Below are 15,847 nucleotides of genomic sequence, written 5' to 3'. Positions count from 1 at the left end.
TCGGGCGGCGGCGCATGGCTGCCGCTGCACGCCCGATCCTTCGGGCGATTTTCGTTTTTCTATCCGGACGTAGCCGCCGCGTCGCGCGGCGCAGGCCACGGCACGGCATCCCAGTCGATCGCCCGGTATGCGGCTTCGACCGCCGCGAGATCGTCCGGTCGCTCGCTGCGATGCAGCCCGTGCAATTCGGCCGGCACGTCGAGCGCGACCGGCACGCAGCGCGGATAGTCGCGCACGCGCAGCGCCGGCCCGATCGTCGTGAAACAGCCGAGCGTCGGCACGTCGAAGCCGTCGGCGAGATGCAGCGCGGACGTATCGGGCGCGAACAGCACGCTTGCCCCCTTGACCCAGGCAATGAAGCGCGCGGTGTCGGCCGCGTCGCGGCTCACGTCGACGTAAGCGGGATGCGCGACCGGGCCGAAGCCGACCACCGGCAGCCCGTAACGCTGCGCGAGTCGCTCGACGAACGTCGCGTGCAGCGCCGGCGGCACGCTGCGCACCGCGGTGCTCGCGGTCGGGCAGAACAGCACGTATGGCCGCGGCCATTCGGCCGGCAACGCGGGTAGCCGCAGCCGCGCGAGCCAGCGGTTGCGCTTCGCGGCGGGCGGCACCGTGGCCGGATCCGCGCCGAGCGCGTCCAGGAAGAAGTCGATCATCGGCTGCCGTGCGAACGCGGGCCAATACAGGTGATTGCCGAGATCGATGCGCGGCGCGTGCGCGGGCAGCGCATCGGCGGCGCACGGCAGCGCACGCGACGGCGCGACGACGTCGGCCGCGAGCGCATACAGCGCGTCGACGTAGCGCGGCGCGCGGGCCGGCCGGAACAGCGTGAAGCGCAGGCCGGGATGCATCGCGCGCAGCGCGGCGAGCGCGGTCAGCCCGATCACCGAGTCGCCGAGCGTGACGCCCATTCCGTTGATCACGTGCACGTCCGTCATGCGGTCGAAGTCGAGCCGGAACGGCTGGTGCGCGGCGTGCAGCAGGCCGAGCGCCGGCGCGGCCGGCACGTGATCCTCCGCGGGGCCGCCGCCGTGCTCGAGGTCGTACGGCGCGACGAGCGTGCCGTCGGGCGCGAGCAGCGTGCCGGGGTGGGCGAGCGCGTCGTCGCGCGACAGCGCGAGGCCGGCCGCGGCGGTGCGCCGTTCCACGGTCATGCGCCGCGCGCGCGGCGGCCCTGTTCGCGGATCTGCTCGAGCGTCGCGGCCGGCGTGCTGGCGTCCTGCGGGATGCGGATCTCGATCAGCGCCGGCAGCCCGCAGGTCAGTGCGCGCTCCAGCGCGGGCGCGAAGTCGGCGGTGCGCTCGACCGTCTCGCCATGCGCGCCGAACGCGCGCGCATACGCGGCGAAATCGGGATTCGTGAGCCCGGTGCCGTGCACGCGGCCCGGATAGTTGCGCTCCTGATGCATGCGGATCGTGCCGAAATGCCCGTTGTTGACGACGATTGCGACGATGTTCAGCCCGTACTGCATCGCGGTCGCGAGTTCGTTGCCGGCCATCATGAAGCAGCCGTCGCCGGCGAGCGCGACGACGGCGCGCGACGGATACAGCGACTTCGCGGCGAGCGCGGCGGGCAGTCCGTAGCCCATCGCGCCGCTGGTCGGCGCGAGCTGCGAGCGGAAGTGCCGGTACGCGAAGTGGCGATGCAGCCAGATCGCGTAGTTGCCGGCGCCGTTGGTCAGGATCGCGTCGTGCGGCAGGCGCTCGCGCAGCTGCACCATCACGTCGCCGAGCTGGACGTCGCCGGGCATCGGCAGCGGCGCATGCCATTCGCGGTATGCACGGTGCGCGTCGGCGGCCGTGCCGGCCCACGCGGGGTGCGCCGGCGGTTCGAGCGCGGCGAGCGGCGCCGCGATCTCCGGCATCCCCGACACGATCGGCAGATCGGCCGCATACACGCGGCCGAGTTCGTCCGCGCCCTGATGCACGTGGATCAGCGTCTGGCGCGTCTTCGGGATGTCGAGCAGCGTGTAGCCGCCGGTCGTCGCTTCGCCCAGGCGCGGGCCGAGCACCAGCAGCAGGTCGGCGTCGCGGATCCGCTTGCCGAGCGCGGGATTGATCCCGAGACCGACGTCGCCCGCGTAGTTCGGGTGCGCGTTGTCGAAGGTGTCCTGGAAGCGGAACGCGCATGCGACCGGCAGTTGCCAGCGCTCGACGAAGGTGCGCAGGTTCGCGCATGCGTCGGGTGTCCAGCCGCTGCCGCCGACGATCGCGAACGGCCGCTCGGCGCGCGCGAGCCGTTCGCGCAGCTCGTCGATCTGCGCGGCCGACGGCGACGCCGCGACGCGCTTCGCGGCCGGCACGACGGGCTGCGGCGCGCAGGCTTCGGACAGCACGTCCTCGGGCAGCGCGAGCACGACCGGACCGGGCCGGCCGGACGTCGCGACGTGAAATGCGTGGCTCAGGTATTCGGGAATGCGGCGTGGGTCGTCGATCTGCGCGACCCATTTCGCCATCTGGCCGAACATCCGGCGGTAGTCGATTTCCTGGAAGGCTTCGCGGTCGAGGTGCTCGCGCGCGCACTGGCCGACGAACAGGATCATCGGCGTCGAGTCCTGGAACGCGGTGTGCACGCCGATCGACGCGTGGGTCGCGCCGGGCCCGCGCGTGACGAACGCGATGCCGGGACGGCCGGTCAGCTTGCCGACCGCCTCCGCCATGTTCGCGGCGGCCGCCTCGTGGCGGCAGACGACCGTCTGGATGCGCGCGGTGTCGTCCGCCAGCGCATCGAGTACGGCGAGGAAGCTCTCGCCCGGCACGCAGAACACGCGTTCGACGTGATTGGCGAGCAACGCATCGACGAGCAGTCGCGCGCCGGAGGTGGCGCGCGGCTCGAGATCCTTGGAATGCGACATGGGCTGCCGTCTCCCTGGGTAGCGGGAGCTACAGCTTACGCCTGTCGGCGGGGTGTCGGTGCGCCGGCCGGTGAAAAGTGTCGGAACGAGCGGGGCGGTGGCGCGCCTCGGCGCGTGCGCCCGCCCGCCGTCACCGCATCAGCATTCGACGATATTCACCGCCAGGCCGCCGCGCGACGTTTCCTTGTACTTCGTCTTCATGTCGGCGCCCGTCTCGCGCATCGTCTTGATCACCGAGTCGAGCGACACGTAATGCGAGCCGTCGCCGCGCAGCGCCATGCGCGCCGCGTTGACGGCCTTCACCGATGCCATCGCGTTGCGCTCGATGCACGGGATCTGCACCATCCCGCCGACGGGGTCGCAGGTGAGGCCGAGGTTGTGCTCCATCCCGATCTCGGCCGCGTTCTCGACCTGCTGCGGCGTGCCGCCGAGCACGGCCGCGAGCGCGCCGGCCGCCATCGAGCATGCGACGCCCACTTCGCCCTGGCAGCCGACTTCCGCACCGGAGATCGACGCGTTGAGCTTGTACAGAATGCCGATCGCGGCGGCCGTCAGCAGGAAGTCGATCACGCCCTGCTCGTTCGCGCCCGGCGTGAAGCGCGTGTAGTAGTGCAGCACGGCGGGGATGATGCCGGCCGCGCCGTTGGTCGGCGCGGTGACGACGCGGCCGCCGGCGGCGTTTTCCTCGTTGACCGCGATCGCGTACAGGTTGATCCAGTCGATCATCGACAGCGGATCCTGCAGCGCACGCTCCGGGCTGCCCGTCAGCGTGCGGTACAGCTGCGGCGCGCGGCGCTTGACCTGGAACGGGCCGGGCAGGTTGCCGTCGGCTTCCGGGTTGCCGATCCCACAGCCGCGCGACACGCACGACTGCATCACGGCCCAGATCTTCAGCAGCCCGTCGCGCGTCTCTTCCTCGGTGTGCCACGCGCGCTCGTTTTCCCACATCAGCTGCGCGATCGACTTGCCGGTCGACTCGGCAAGCGCGAGCAGCTCGGCGCCGGTGCGGAACGGATGCGTCATCTGCTCGGCCGCGCTCAGCACCTTCGTGTTCGGCGCGCCGGCCGTCACGACGAAGCCGCCGCCGACCGACAAGTAAGTGCGCTCGACCAGCACCGCGCCGTTCGCGTCGGACGCGCGCAGCTTCATGCCGTTCGGGTGCTCGGGCAGCGCCTGGCGGTAGAACGCGATGTTCTCCTTCAGCACGAACGGCACCGGATGCGTGCCGAGCAGCGCGAGCTTCTTCGACTTGCGGACGTCCTCCAGACGCGCGTCGATCGTGTCGGGGTCGACGGTGTCGGGCGCGTCGCCGAGCAGACCGAGCATCACGCCGCGATCGGTGCCGTGGCCCTTGCCGGTGGCGCCGAGCGAGCCGTACAGCTCGACCTTCACGTTGGCCGTCGCGTCGAGCAGCCCGTCGCGCTCGAGGCCCTGGACGAACATCAGCGCCGCGCGCATCGGTCCGACCGTATGCGAACTGGACGGGCCGATGCCGATCTTGAAGAGGTCAAACACGCTGACTGCCATTTGGATTCCTGCCTTGCTTTGAGAATAGTGCTAACGCGCCTGCAACGGCAGGCACGCGGCGAGCCATGCGGGCGGATTGGGGGAAAGCTGCCGCGCGACGCGGGCATAACGCCCGTCGAGCCGCGCGGCCAGATGAAAGAGTTCAGTGGCGTTTTTCGGGTCCCACTGCCCCGTGTAGCCCGGCAAGCCGGCTTCGCGGCGCTTCGCGTCGAACGGCACCGGCGAATTCACGAATTCCTCGTGCGTCTTCTCGCCGAGCGCGTACGGCACGAGCCAGTCGAGCGCGGCCGCGAGCGTCGCGCCGTTCGCGCCGCGCTCGCGCAGCCAGTTGCGGTTGAAGCGGCGCGCGGCGAGCGCGGCCGTCACCAGCGGCTGGAGGTCGTACACCGCGTAGTGCAGCGCGTCGCGTTCCTCGAAATCCCAGGTCTTGCCGTCCGGGCCGATGTTGTCGGCGAGATGCTCGACGAACAGCCGCTGCGCGGCGTTCATCATCTTGCGGTCGCCGAGCGTGAACGCGGACAGCGCAATCAGCTTGATCCGGTGGCTTTGCCAGTTGTTGCGCCAGGTGCCGGCGAGCGGGCGCTTCTGCGCGTCGATCTGCGCGACGTAACCGGCGCCCAGCTTCGCGATGAACGCCGCCGTCGCGTTGCGCGTCTTGACCGGCAGCGCGCTCGCCGTCATGTCGTACGCGACGATCAGGCTGTCGAAGCGCGTCTCGTCGATCGGGTTGAAGCTCGGCTGGTAGGTCGACACCCACGCGGACAGGAAGCGGTCGACGAGCTGCAGGTAACGCGGCGCATTGGTCACGCGCCACGCGAGCGCGGCGTCGCGCATCAGCTCCATGTCCTTGAGCGCGTCGGCGCTCTGGTCGTAGATGCCTTCGTGCGGCAGCGTGCCTTCGGTGTGCACGCGCGGCAACGCCTTCGGCTGCTCGCCGATACGTGCGTCGACGCTGCGGATCAGCGCCTGCACGCCTGGCTCGGCCTGCGTCGTCTCGCTCGCCTGCAACGCGGGCGCCGCGCAGAAATTCATCGCCGCGCGCGCGCTGCCCGCCGTGCCGAGGCCGGCGGCGGCAAACGACAGCGACGCGACGAGCAGCGGCACGAAGCGGCGCGTGCGCGGCCGCTCCTGCGTTGCACCATGGCCCGGAAACATCGGACGCACCATGCGGAACTCCTTGATTGGCTGGATCGCGTGTGATGTTAGCCGGATTGGGGGGCGAGCGTGAATCGATCGGCCTGGCGGAGGACGCAAAAACCGCACGCAACCGGCGGTTGCGTGCGGTGTCGTCACGGCCGGACTCCGGTGCGCGCGGGCGTTATGCGTATTCCGACATCGGCACGCACGAGCAGAACAGGTTGCGGTCGCCGTAGGCGTTGTCCGCACGGCCGACGGGCGGCCAGTACTTGTTCGTGCCGAGCGATGCGACCGGGTACGCGGCCTGCTCGCGCGAGTACGCGTGCGGCCATTCGTTCGCGGTGACGACGGCTGCCGTGTGCGGCGCGTGACGCAGCGGGTTGTCCTCGCGATCGGCGCGGCCTTCCTCGACCGCACGGATCTCATCGCGGATCGCGATCATCGCGGCGATGAAGCGGTCGAGTTCTTCCTGCGATTCCGATTCGGTCGGCTCGACCATCAGCGTGCCCGGCACCGGGAAGCTCATCGTCGGCGCGTGGAAGCCGTAGTCCATCAGGCGCTTCGCGACGTCGTCGACGCTGATGCCGCTGGTTTCCTTGAGCGGACGCAGGTCGAGAATGCACTCGTGCGCGACCAGCCCGCCCGGGCCCGAATACAGCACCGGGTAGTGCGGCGCGAGGCGCTTCGCGATGTAGTTCGCGTTGAGGATCGCGGTTTCGGTGGCGGCGGTCAGGTTCTTCGCGCCCATCATCGCGATGTACATCCACGAGATCGGCAAGATCGACGCCGAGCCGTACGGTGCGGCCGACACCGCGCCGATGCCGTCTTCCGCGCGCGCGTAGCCGGTCGAACGCTGGTTCGGCAGGAATTTCGCGAGGTGCGCGCCGACCGCGACCGGGCCGACGCCCGGGCCGCCGCCGCCGTGCGGGATGCAGAAGGTCTTGTGCAGGTTCAGGTGCGACACGTCGCCGCCGAACTGGCCCGGCGCGGTCAGGCCGACCATCGCGTTCATGTTCGCGCCGTCGACGTACACCTGGCCGCCGTGCGCGTGCACGATCTCGCAGATTTCGCGGACGTTCTGCTCGAACACGCCGTGCGTCGACGGATACGTGATCATGATCGCCGCGAGGTCGTTCGCGTGCTGCTCGGCCTTCGCCTTCAGGTCGGCGATGTCGACGTTGCCCTGCGCGTCGCAGGCGACGACCACGACCTTCATGCCGGCCATGTGCGCGGACGCCGGGTTCGTGCCGTGCGCGGATGCCGGGATCAGGCACACGTCGCGATGCGCTTCGCCGCGCGACGCGTGATACGCGTGGATGATCAGCAGGCCCGCGTATTCGCCCTGCGAGCCGGCGTTCGGCTGCAGCGACACGGCCGCGTAGCCGGTGGCCGCGACGAGCATCTGCTCGAGCTGGTCGATCATCTCGCGGTAGCCGACGGTCTGCTCGGCCGGCGCGAACGGGTGGATCCGGCCGAATTCGGGCCACGTGACCGGCAGCATTTCCGACGTCGCGTTCAGCTTCATCGTGCACGAGCCGAGCGGGATCATCGAGCGGTCGAGCGCGAGATCCTTGTCCGACAGGCTGCGCAGGTAGCGCAGCATTTCGGTTTCGGAATGGTGGCGGTTGAACACGTGGTGCGTCAGGTAGGCGCTCGTGCGTTCGAGGCCGGCCGGCAGCGCGGCGACGCCGGCGAGGCCCGCGTCCAGCGCGTCGACGCCCGGCGCGGTGCCGCCCGCGGCCTGCGCGAACACGGCGAGGAGATCGGCGAGGTCGTCGCGGGTCGTCGTTTCGTCGACCGACACGCCGACTTGCGTGTCGCTCACGCGGCGCAGGTTGATGCGCTTGGCCTTCGCGAATTCATGGACCTGCGCGGTGCGCGCGCCGGTGTCGATCGTCAGCGTGTCGAAGAACGTGTCGTTGACGGTCGCGAAGCCGAGCTGCTTCACGCCGGCGGCGAACAGCGCCGCGATGCGGTTCACGCGCAGCGCGATCGTCTTCAGGCCGTGCGGGCCGTGGTAGACCGCGTACATGCTCGCCATGATCGCGAGCAGCGCCTGCGCGGTACACACGTTCGACGTCGCCTTCTCGCGGCGGATGTGCTGTTCGCGGGTCTGCAGCGCGAGACGCAGCGCGGGCTTGCCCTGCGCGTCGACGGTCACGCCGACGAGGCGGCCCGGCATCTGGCGCTTGAATTCGTCACGCACGGCCATGTAGGCGGCGTGCGGGCCGCCGAAGCCCATCGGCACGCCGAAGCGCTGCGTGTTGCCGACCGCGACGTCCGCGCCCCATTCGCCGGGCGGCGTCAGCACGGTCAGCGCGAGCAGGTCGGCCGCGACGACGACATGGCCGCCCGCCGCGTGGATTGCTTCGGTGAGCGCGCGGTAGTCGCGCACGTCGCCGTTCACGCCCGGGTACTGGAGCAGCACGCCGAACGCGTTGGCCTGCGCGGCGTCGGCCGCCGGGCCCGTCTTGACCTCGATGCCGATCGGCAGCGCGCGCGTGCGGATTACTTCGAGGGTTTGCGGCAGCACGTCGTCGGCGACGTAGAACACGTTCGACGCCGGCTTGCCGGTGCGCTGCAGCAGCGTCATCGCTTCGGCCGCGGCCGTTGCTTCATCGAGCAGCGACGCGTTCGAGATCGCGAGGCCCGTGAGGTCGGCGACCATCTGCTGGAAGTTCAGGAGCGCCTCGAGGCGACCCTGGGAAATTTCGGGCTGGTACGGCGTGTAGGCCGTGTACCACGCCGGGTTTTCGAGCACGTTGCGCAGGATCACGGCCGGCGTGTGCGTGTCGTGGTAACCCTGACCGATGTACGAGCGGAACACCTGGTTCTTGTCCGCGAGGGCGCGCAGCGCGGCGAGGGCTTCGGCCTCGCTCTTCGGTTGCGCGAACGGGCCGAGCGGCAGCGTTTCGGCGCGGCGGATCGAGGCCGGGATCACGGCGTCGATCAGGGCGGCGCGCGACGCGAAGCCGAGCGTGTCGAGCATGGCCTGCTGGCTGGCGGCATCGGGGCCGATGTGGCGTTCTGCGAACGCGTCGTGCGTTTCGAGCGCGGCGAGCGAGAGGGGCGTGCGGTTCATCAGGCGGTCCGGGTGTTCGAGCTTCATGGCGTGACTCTGGTCCCGCGCGGGCCGGTTGGCCGGCCGCGCGCGGTTCGGGTAGGGAAAATTAGTCGATCAGCTTGCTGTAGGCGTCGGCGTCGATCAGCTTGTCGGTCGAGGCGCCGGCCGCGAGCTTGATCTTGAAGAGCCACGTGCCGTATGCGTCGCCGTTCACTTCTTCCGGCGAGTCGGCGGCTTCTTCGTTGATGGCGACGACCTCGCCGGACACCGGCGAGTAGATGTCGGATGCCGCCTTCACCGATTCGACGACGCCGACGGCGTCGCCCGCGTTCACCGACTTGCCGACTTGCGGCAGTTCGAGGAAGACGATGTCGCCGAGCGTGCTCTGCGCGTGATCGGTGATGCCGACCGTCAGCGTGCCGTCGGCTTCGGTGCGGATCCACTCGTGTTCGTCGGTGTACTTCAGATCGGCCGGGACGTTGCTCATCGGATGCTCCTGGATAAAAGGGTGTGTTCGTTATGCTGGCGCGCCGCCGGGACGCGCCGGGGTGTGGTTGCGCCGGGCGCCATTTCCCGGCTTCCCGAGAGGCGGCCTCCCGGTCGCCTCTCGGTCGTTACGCAGCGAGGACCTTGCCGTTGCGCACGAACGGCAGTTTTACCACGCGCGCGGGAAGTTGCTTGTCACGAATCTGCACATGAATGATGTCGCCGACCTGGACGGCCGCCGGCACGCGCGCGAACGCGATCGATTCCTGCATCGACGGCGAGAACGTACCGCTCGTGATCTCGCCTTCGCCGTGCGGCGTGACGACCTTCTGGTGCGCGCGCAGCACGCCGCCCGCCTTGCCGTTTTCCTTCTGCAGGATCAGGCCGACGAACGCGGCGCGCGAGCCGTCGCGCTCGAGCGCGGCGCGGCCGACGAACTCGCGCGGCGCCGACAGGTCGACCGTCCACGCGAGGCCTGCGTCGAGCGGGGACACGGTGTCGTCCATGTCCTGGCCGTACAGGTTCATGCCGGCCTCGAGGCGCAGCGTGTCGCGCGCGCCGAGCCCGCAGGGGCGCACGCCGTTTTGCTGCAGTGCGGCCCACAGCGCTTCGACGTGCACGGCCGGGACGATCACTTCGAAGCCGTCTTCGCCGGTGTAGCCGGTGCGCGCGATGGTGAGATCGCCGAACGGCGTGCCGGCGACCTGCGCGGCGTTGAACGGCTTCAGTTCGCTGGTCGCGGCACGCGCGGCGGGCACCGTCGTCCAGACCTTTTCACGGGCGTTCGGGCCCTGAACGGCGACGATCGCGAAATCGCGGCGCGGCGCGATGGTCAGGCCGTAGCCGCCTTGTTCGTTGAGCTGGTTGAACCACGCGATGTCCTTCTCGGCCGTGCCGGCGTTGACGACGACGCGGAAGAAGTCTTCGGTGAAGTAATAGACGATCAGGTCGTCGACGACGCCGCCCTGCGGATTGAGCAGGCACGAGTAGAGCGCCTTGCCGGGGGTCTTGAGCTTGCCGACGTTGTTGGCGATCGCGTGTTCGAAGAACGCGCGCACGCGGCTGCCGGTGAAATCGACGACGCACATGTGCGACACGTCGAACATGCCGGCGTCGGTGCGCACGGCTTCGTGTTCTTCGATCTGCGAGCCGTAGTTGACGGGCATGTCCCAGCCGCCGAAGTCGACCATGCGGGCATTGAGCGCGCGGTGCGCGGCGTTGAGCGGGGTTTGATTCAGTGCAGTCATCGAGGCCTCAGGCAAGGCGCTTGCGCGCGGGTCAGAACGGCCATGTGCCGACCGTCGCGGCCGTGTGCCTGCGAGCGATGCGATACATGCCCCTCTGTCCTCGATACCTGAGAGATTGCGCCGCGGCCACGAGCCGGCGAACGCGCGCCCCTTCGGTGGGCAGCCTGCCCGCGCTGCAATCGCGCAGCGGGCTACTGCCGCTCTCCAGAGTGCGGGGAGTGCGGCCCGCGCGAAGCGCGGACGGGATCCCCGACGCGGTCGGTCCTTTTGCCTGAGAGTTTGCGGGTGTGCCCCTTCGGCGGCGCGACCGGCGTTGCGAAGCTACGCGGTCACACGCTCTCCCGACGCGTGCGGGCGACTGTACGCGAGCGGGTCGGCATTGTCAATTTGGGCAAAATAATGTCGCTTCGCGACAAGCGGCGGCGTGAGGGACGCCGCCGCTTTTGCCGGCGCCGGCGGACGCCGGCATGGCCGGTTTTACTCGCCGATCGCGCGCGCGGCCGTGTCGAGTTCCTGGTTCAGCACGCGCTGCTCGTCGCCGGACAGGCCGCCGTTGTGCTGGGTCGACATGTCGCTCGCTTCCTGGCGGATCACGTCGAGCCGGTGGTGCAACTGCGCGCCGTACGGCGGCGGGTAGTAGCCGCCGTTGACGCGCGCGTCGATCCGGCGGTGCAGGTTGTCGATCCGGCCCTGGACCTCCAGCAGGCGATCGTTCGCGACGACCTGCGGATTCGGCCGCGGCGGGGGCGGGGGCGCCTGTCGGGCCGGCCGCTGCGGCTGCACGACACAGGCCGCGAGCGAGGAAACCAGGACGCAGCATGCCGCTGCGCGAATCAACCGTTGCATCACATTCTCCTGACGGTTTGGTGTCGGATCGACTTTTTGAGAAACGCATCAGACCGGGCGACCGCTGACTTTCGTTCCCGCACCATTTGTAACGGAATGTTCGGGACCGTGCCGTCGCGGCGGCAGACGCGTTGCCGCTGCCGGGGTCGGCGCGGCGCGACGCGATGGCCGAGGCCGGGACGGCATCGACCCGGCCGGCGGCCGTCAGACGGTGCGGCGCACGAACGGTACCCGGCGGCCTTCATGCTCGCTTTGCGCGGCGAGCTCGATGATCGTCATCACGTCGACGGCGTCCTGCGGCGTGACCGGGAACGGCGCGCCGTCGTGGACCGACGAGGCGAGCGCGCGGTAGAACTCCGCGTACTGGCCGTCGAGCGTCGGCACCGGCCGCTCGACCTCGACTTCGCCGTCGAGCACGCGCAGCACGCCGGGCGGGTTGCCGCCGCCGAACTCGACGTGGTCCGGCGTCAGGCCGGCCTTCAACTGGTCTTCCTGCGTGTCGAGCCCGAACTTCTGGTAGCTGCCGCGCGTACCGTGCAGCGTGAAGCGCGCGGGCTCGATCGCCGACAGCGCGCTCGCGTGCAGCGCGACGTCCTTGTCCGGATAGCCGAGCAGCAGGTGCACGAAATCGGGCGCCGTGCCGTTGTCGCGGCGCGTCTTGACCGTGGCGCTGACCGTTTCCGGCAGCCCGAACAGCGCGAGCGCCTGGTCGATCAGGTGCGGGCCGAGGTCGAGCAGCAGGCCGCCGCCGCGTGCGGGCTCCTCGCGCCAGCGCGTGCGCGGGGTCGGCCGGAAGCGGTCGAAGTGCGACGCGAAATACGTGAGCCGCCCGAGTTCGCGGGATTCGACGATGCGCCGCACGGTGAGGAAGTCGCCGTCCCAGCGGCGGTTGTGGAACGGCGCGAACAGGCGGCTGCGCGCGTTCGCGAGCCGCGCGAGCGCGAGCGCTTCGTCGGCCGTGAGCGTGACGGGCTTGTCGACGACGACGTGGCGGCCGGCTTCGAGCACCTGGCGGGCGAGCGTGAAGTGCGTGTCGTTCGGCGTGGCGATCACCACGCAGTCGATGTCGTCGAGGCCGAGCAGCGTGTCGAGATCGGGGACGATGCGTGCGCCCGGGTATGCGGCGCGCGCGCGGTCGGGCTGGCCCGTCGCGATCGCGGCGATCTCGGTGCGGCCGCTCGTGGCGATCACGGGCGCGTGGAACGTCGCGCCGGCGAAACCGAAACCCATCAAACCAATCCTGAGCAATGACGACATGGCAATCCTTGGCTGCGTACGAGGGGGCAAAGCGCTGCGGCCACCGGCCGCGCGGACGGCTATTGTGGCACGGCGGCACGCGCGCGAGCGGGCGTTGGCCGAACGGACAGGGAGCCGGTGCGCAGGCGCATGAGCGACCTCGGCCGAATGGCGGGATCGCGCCCGCCGGCGCGCGAATCCGACACAATGGAGCCGTTCCGGCGCGTCCCGCGTCGCCTGCTTGCCCCGTTACCGGATCGAAACCATGGGATATCCGCTTGCCGCCGCCGCCCTGGGCCCGTTGCTGCTGATGCAGGGGCGGCGCGTGCGCCGCGTCACGCCGCGGCTCGCCGAGGCGGCCGGTCCGCGCGACGGCACGGCCGGCGACGGGCCGCCGCTGCGCGTGCTGGTGTTGGGCGATTCGGCCGCCGCGGGCGTCGGTGTCGCGTCGCAGCGCGACGCGCTGTCGGGGCAGCTCGCCCGCGTGCTTGCGGCATCGCACCGCGTAAGCTGGAAATTGCTGGCGCGCACGGGGCTGACCGCCGAGGAACTCGTCGACTGGCTTGCCGCCGAGCCGGCGCAGCGGTTCGATGTGGCTGTGACGTCGCTCGGCGTGAGACGTGACGGGCGGCGTGTCGCCGGCGCGCTGGCGTGCCGCGCAGGCGGCGCTCGTCGAGCTGCTCGCCGCGCGATTCGGGGTCGCGCACGTGATCCTGTCGGCGGTGCCGCCGATCGAGCGCTTTCCGGCGCTGCCGCAGCCCCTCGCGTGGTATCTCGGCCTGCGCGCGAAGCGGCTCAACGCGACGCTCGCCGAGTGGGCCGCGACGCAATCGCGCTGTACGTTCCTGCGCGTCGCGCTGCCGCTCGAGCCGCACCTGATGGCGGCGGACGGCTTTCATCCCGGCGCGGCCGCGTGCGCCGCGTGGGCCGCCCAGGCCGCCGACGCGCTCAGGCAGCGCCTGCGCGCGTGACGGTGCGCCGGGTTTGAACCGTCAGCGGGTGCGGTTCATCCGGATCACGCCGTCGGCGCCCGTCTCGAAGCTGACCTGCCGCGCGAACGACGGATGCTGCGCGACGAGCTCGTCGCCCATCGCGAACCACGTGTAGCCGAGCGTCTTCAGGTAGTCGAGCAGCGCGGCGCGCTTTTCGGAGAACCATTCGAGGTTCCAGGCCTCGAGCAGCAGCGGCGGAAAGCCGTGCCGTTCGAGGAAGGCCGTGCCGCCTTTCAGCACGTCGAGTTCGAGGCCTTCGACGTCGATCTTGATCAGCGACGGCGACTTCGGGAAGTTCAGCGTGTCGAGCCGGGCGATCGGCACGTCGCTCGGCTGCTGGCTCGCGACGGTCTCGACCGAGTTGCGGCGCAGGTTGAACTGCTCGTCGAGAGAGAAGCCGCCGATGTTGATCGAACGCGAATAGTCGATCGCGGGCAGCGGGATGATGCCGTCCTGGTTGCCGATCGCGACGTTGAACGCGTGCACGTTCTCGAGCCGGTTCAGGAACACGTTGCCGCACAGCTGGTAATAGACGATGCGCTGCGGCTCGAACGCGTAGACCATGCCGCCCTGCGCGGCGATGCTCTTGGCGATCGGCACCGCATAGGCGCCGAGGTTCGCGCCGATGTCGAGGACCAGCGGCGCCTCCTCGTTCGCGTAGAACATCTGGCTGATGGTCAGCAGCGATGCGTCCCAGGAGCCGTTGTAATAGAGGTTCGCCGAAATCGCGTCCCGGGTCGCGAACAGCAGGTAATCGGCGTTGTCGGTCTTGACGAGGTTGACTCTGGGTAGCATGGCGCGGGGTGTCAGGGTTGTCGGGCGAAGAGGGCGGCGTGCACGCAGGGCGCGGCGATGCGCCGACGCTCGCCGCCGCCGTGTGTCAGGCCAGGTAGTTCGACCACTTCTGGTGTTCGCGGTAGTACTGCTCCTCCGCGTCCGTCAGGCCGGTCTCCTTGTACCAGGGCACGTGCTTGCAGGTGTAGCGGCCCGCGAACCGGACGCCGCACAGATGCGAGTCGCGGCGGAAGTAGCGCTTGTTGTAGACGGCGAACGTCGTATCGATCGGCGCGTTGTAGATCGGGTCGCCGCCCGCCGTGCTGCCGATCTGGTGGCGCCAGAAGTTCGCCTCCCATTCGAGCGTCGTGTATTGGCGGTCGCCGCAGAAGAGCGTCGTTTCCTTCATCAGCTCCGGTTGCGAGATGTCGAGCGCGAAGCCGGCCTTGCCGGTCTGGAACGCTTCGGTCGCGTCGATCAGTTCGAACAGGAATTCGGGCGGCAGCGCGTCGTTCAGTTCGAGGTCCGGATCGGTGACGCAGAAGAGGTCCGGCAGGCGCGCGTAGTTCGCGTCCGACAGGAACAGGTCGCGCGGGCCCGCGTTGCGATCCAGGCGCACGACGGTCACGTCGTCCTGCACGCTTTCCAGGAACGCGAGCATGTCCGGCGCACTCGACGCGTTGTCGACGATCACGATGTTGCGCAGGCCGCGCGCCTTCAGCTGGGCCACCATCCGGCGCGTATAGGTCGGATTGTTGAAGGTCGGGATCAGCACCGGCACCGTGGCGACCAGGCCGCCCGCGAAATGCCGGAACTGACGGCTGCCCGGCAGCGTCGTGCAGAGCGTCGCGTTCGGCACCAGCGGCATCGCGACGGGCTGCGGCGCCGGCGCGGATTGCATCACGTGCGCCTCGAGGTCGGCGAGGTCCTGCCGGGTGTCGGCGTCGTCGGGCATCAGCGCGGCGGCCTTGCGCATCGGCGCGAGCGCCTCCGCGTGACGCTCCTGCTGAACCAGCGTGACGGCCAGCGCCCGCCAGCCGAGCCCGACGTCGGGCATCCATTCGGTCAGCTGGGTCGCGATGCCTTCGGCCTGCGCGAATTGCCGCTTGTCGAGCAGCGCGGCGAGCGTGTTCATGAATTCGGAGAGCACGGCCGCCAGCTCGTCGGCGGAGGCCGACGGCGCATCGGCCGCCGCGAGTTCGAGCGACAGCGCGTCGATGCCGTGCGTGCGGGCCTGCGCGACCAGCGCGCGCGCCGCATCCATCTGGTTGTCGCGCGTCAGCGCGTCGATGCACGCGATCCAGTAGCGTCGCTGCGACGGCTCGGTCGCCACCGCGGCCCGGAAGTGCCGCAGCGCGGCGTCGCGCCGGTCGAGCTGTTCGAGCACCGTCGCGAGGCGGAGGTGCGAATCGGCGTGTTCGGGATGCGCTTGCAGGATCTGGCGGTAGGCCTGCTCCGCGTCCTGAAGCGAGCCGGCGGCGTGAAGCGCGGCGGCGCGGGCCAGCTCGGCCTCGGAGACGGGAGCGGCAATGACGGTGTCATTCATGGCGGCGGAAGTCGATGACGGCGAATGAAGGGGCGGCGGCGCGTACTCGCCGACGTTTCGCGTATGTTGCCGCCGGGGGCCGCGCGACGATGGATCAAACAGAGGGGAGATTTGCTGCCTGTTCGGATGTTCGGCGTG

General features: G+C 69.9%; 11 protein-coding genes, 1 pseudogene and 2 riboswitches. Of the genes and pseudogenes, 1 reads left to right on the top strand and 11 read right to left on the bottom strand.

The features are described 5' to 3' along the window. Nucleotides 1–59: 59 nt before the first annotated feature. The 9 genes from WS49_RS17665 to WS49_RS17625 form a co-directional block, all read right to left on the bottom strand. Nucleotides 60–1,154: a hypothetical protein gene (locus tag WS49_RS17665; RefSeq protein ID WP_059531128.1), complete on the bottom strand. Its 1,095-nt coding sequence runs from the start codon at nucleotides 1,152–1,154 to the stop codon at nucleotides 60–62. Further along, the gene (locus WS49_RS17660; protein ID WP_059531125.1) at nucleotides 1,151–2,854 is read right to left on the bottom strand and encodes a thiamine pyrophosphate-binding protein; all 1,704 of its coding nucleotides are present in this window, start codon (nucleotides 2,852–2,854) and stop codon (nucleotides 1,151–1,153) included. The genes WS49_RS17665 and WS49_RS17660 overlap by 4 nt, the downstream gene beginning before the upstream one ends. 138 nt (nucleotides 2,855–2,992) lie before the next feature. Then, on the bottom strand, nucleotides 2,993–4,381 hold the full coding sequence (locus WS49_RS17655) for an L-serine ammonia-lyase (RefSeq protein WP_059531123.1): 1,389 nt from the start codon (nucleotides 4,379–4,381) through the stop codon (nucleotides 2,993–2,995). Nucleotides 4,382–4,411: 30 nt separating this feature from the next. After that, nucleotides 4,412–5,548, bottom strand: coding sequence for an alginate lyase family protein (locus tag WS49_RS17650; protein WP_059531120.1), 1,137 nt, complete (start codon nucleotides 5,546–5,548; stop codon nucleotides 4,412–4,414). A 151-nt stretch (nucleotides 5,549–5,699) separates the two neighbouring features. Then, nucleotides 5,700–8,627: an aminomethyl-transferring glycine dehydrogenase gene (gcvP, locus tag WS49_RS17645; protein WP_059531117.1), complete on the bottom strand. Its 2,928-nt coding sequence runs from the start codon at nucleotides 8,625–8,627 to the stop codon at nucleotides 5,700–5,702. 61 nt (nucleotides 8,628–8,688) lie between these two features. Further along, a complete protein-coding gene (gene gcvH, locus WS49_RS17640) occupies nucleotides 8,689–9,069 on the bottom strand; it encodes a glycine cleavage system protein GcvH (RefSeq protein ID WP_059452603.1) in 381 nt (126 codons plus the stop codon). 127 nt (nucleotides 9,070–9,196) lie between these two features. Next, a complete protein-coding gene (gene gcvT, locus WS49_RS17635; protein ID WP_059531115.1) occupies nucleotides 9,197–10,315 on the bottom strand; it encodes a glycine cleavage system aminomethyltransferase GcvT in 1,119 nt (372 codons plus the stop codon). An 84-nt stretch (nucleotides 10,316–10,399) separates the two neighbouring features. Next, a riboswitch (glycine riboswitch) is annotated at nucleotides 10,400–10,533 on the bottom strand. Nucleotides 10,534–10,564: 31 nt separating this feature from the next. Beyond that, nucleotides 10,565–10,669: riboswitch (glycine riboswitch) on the bottom strand. Between the two features lie 123 nt (nucleotides 10,670–10,792). Then, on the bottom strand, nucleotides 10,793–11,161 hold the full coding sequence (locus WS49_RS17630) for a hypothetical protein (protein WP_059531112.1): 369 nt from the start codon (nucleotides 11,159–11,161) through the stop codon (nucleotides 10,793–10,795). A 204-nt stretch (nucleotides 11,162–11,365) separates the two neighbouring features. Next, nucleotides 11,366–12,418 carry an oxidoreductase gene (locus WS49_RS17625; RefSeq protein WP_059531109.1) on the bottom strand — a complete coding sequence of 351 codons (1,053 nt, stop codon included), beginning with the start codon at nucleotides 12,416–12,418 and terminating at the stop codon, nucleotides 11,366–11,368. 244 nt (nucleotides 12,419–12,662) lie between these two features. On the opposite strand from WS49_RS17625, the pseudogene WS49_RS17620 reads away from it, so the two are divergent. After that, nucleotides 12,663–13,368: pseudogene (locus WS49_RS17620) on the top strand (SGNH/GDSL hydrolase family protein). A gap of 21 nt (nucleotides 13,369–13,389) precedes the next feature. Here the strand turns inward: WS49_RS17620 and WS49_RS17615 are convergent. Continuing rightward, nucleotides 13,390–14,184, bottom strand: coding sequence for an FkbM family methyltransferase (locus WS49_RS17615; protein ID WP_059531107.1), 795 nt, complete (start codon nucleotides 14,182–14,184; stop codon nucleotides 13,390–13,392). A gap of 85 nt (nucleotides 14,185–14,269) precedes the next feature. After that, nucleotides 14,270–15,709, bottom strand: coding sequence for a glycosyltransferase family 2 protein (locus WS49_RS17610; RefSeq protein WP_059531104.1), 1,440 nt, complete (start codon nucleotides 15,707–15,709; stop codon nucleotides 14,270–14,272). Nucleotides 15,710–15,847: the final 138 nt, after the last annotated feature.

Origin of the sequence: Burkholderia sp. RF7-non_BP4 (assembly GCF_001521935.1) — a bacterium.
Classification (GTDB): Bacteria; Pseudomonadota; Gammaproteobacteria; order Burkholderiales; family Burkholderiaceae; genus Burkholderia; species Burkholderia diffusa.
This window is presented reverse-complemented; position numbering and strand designations above follow the sequence as displayed.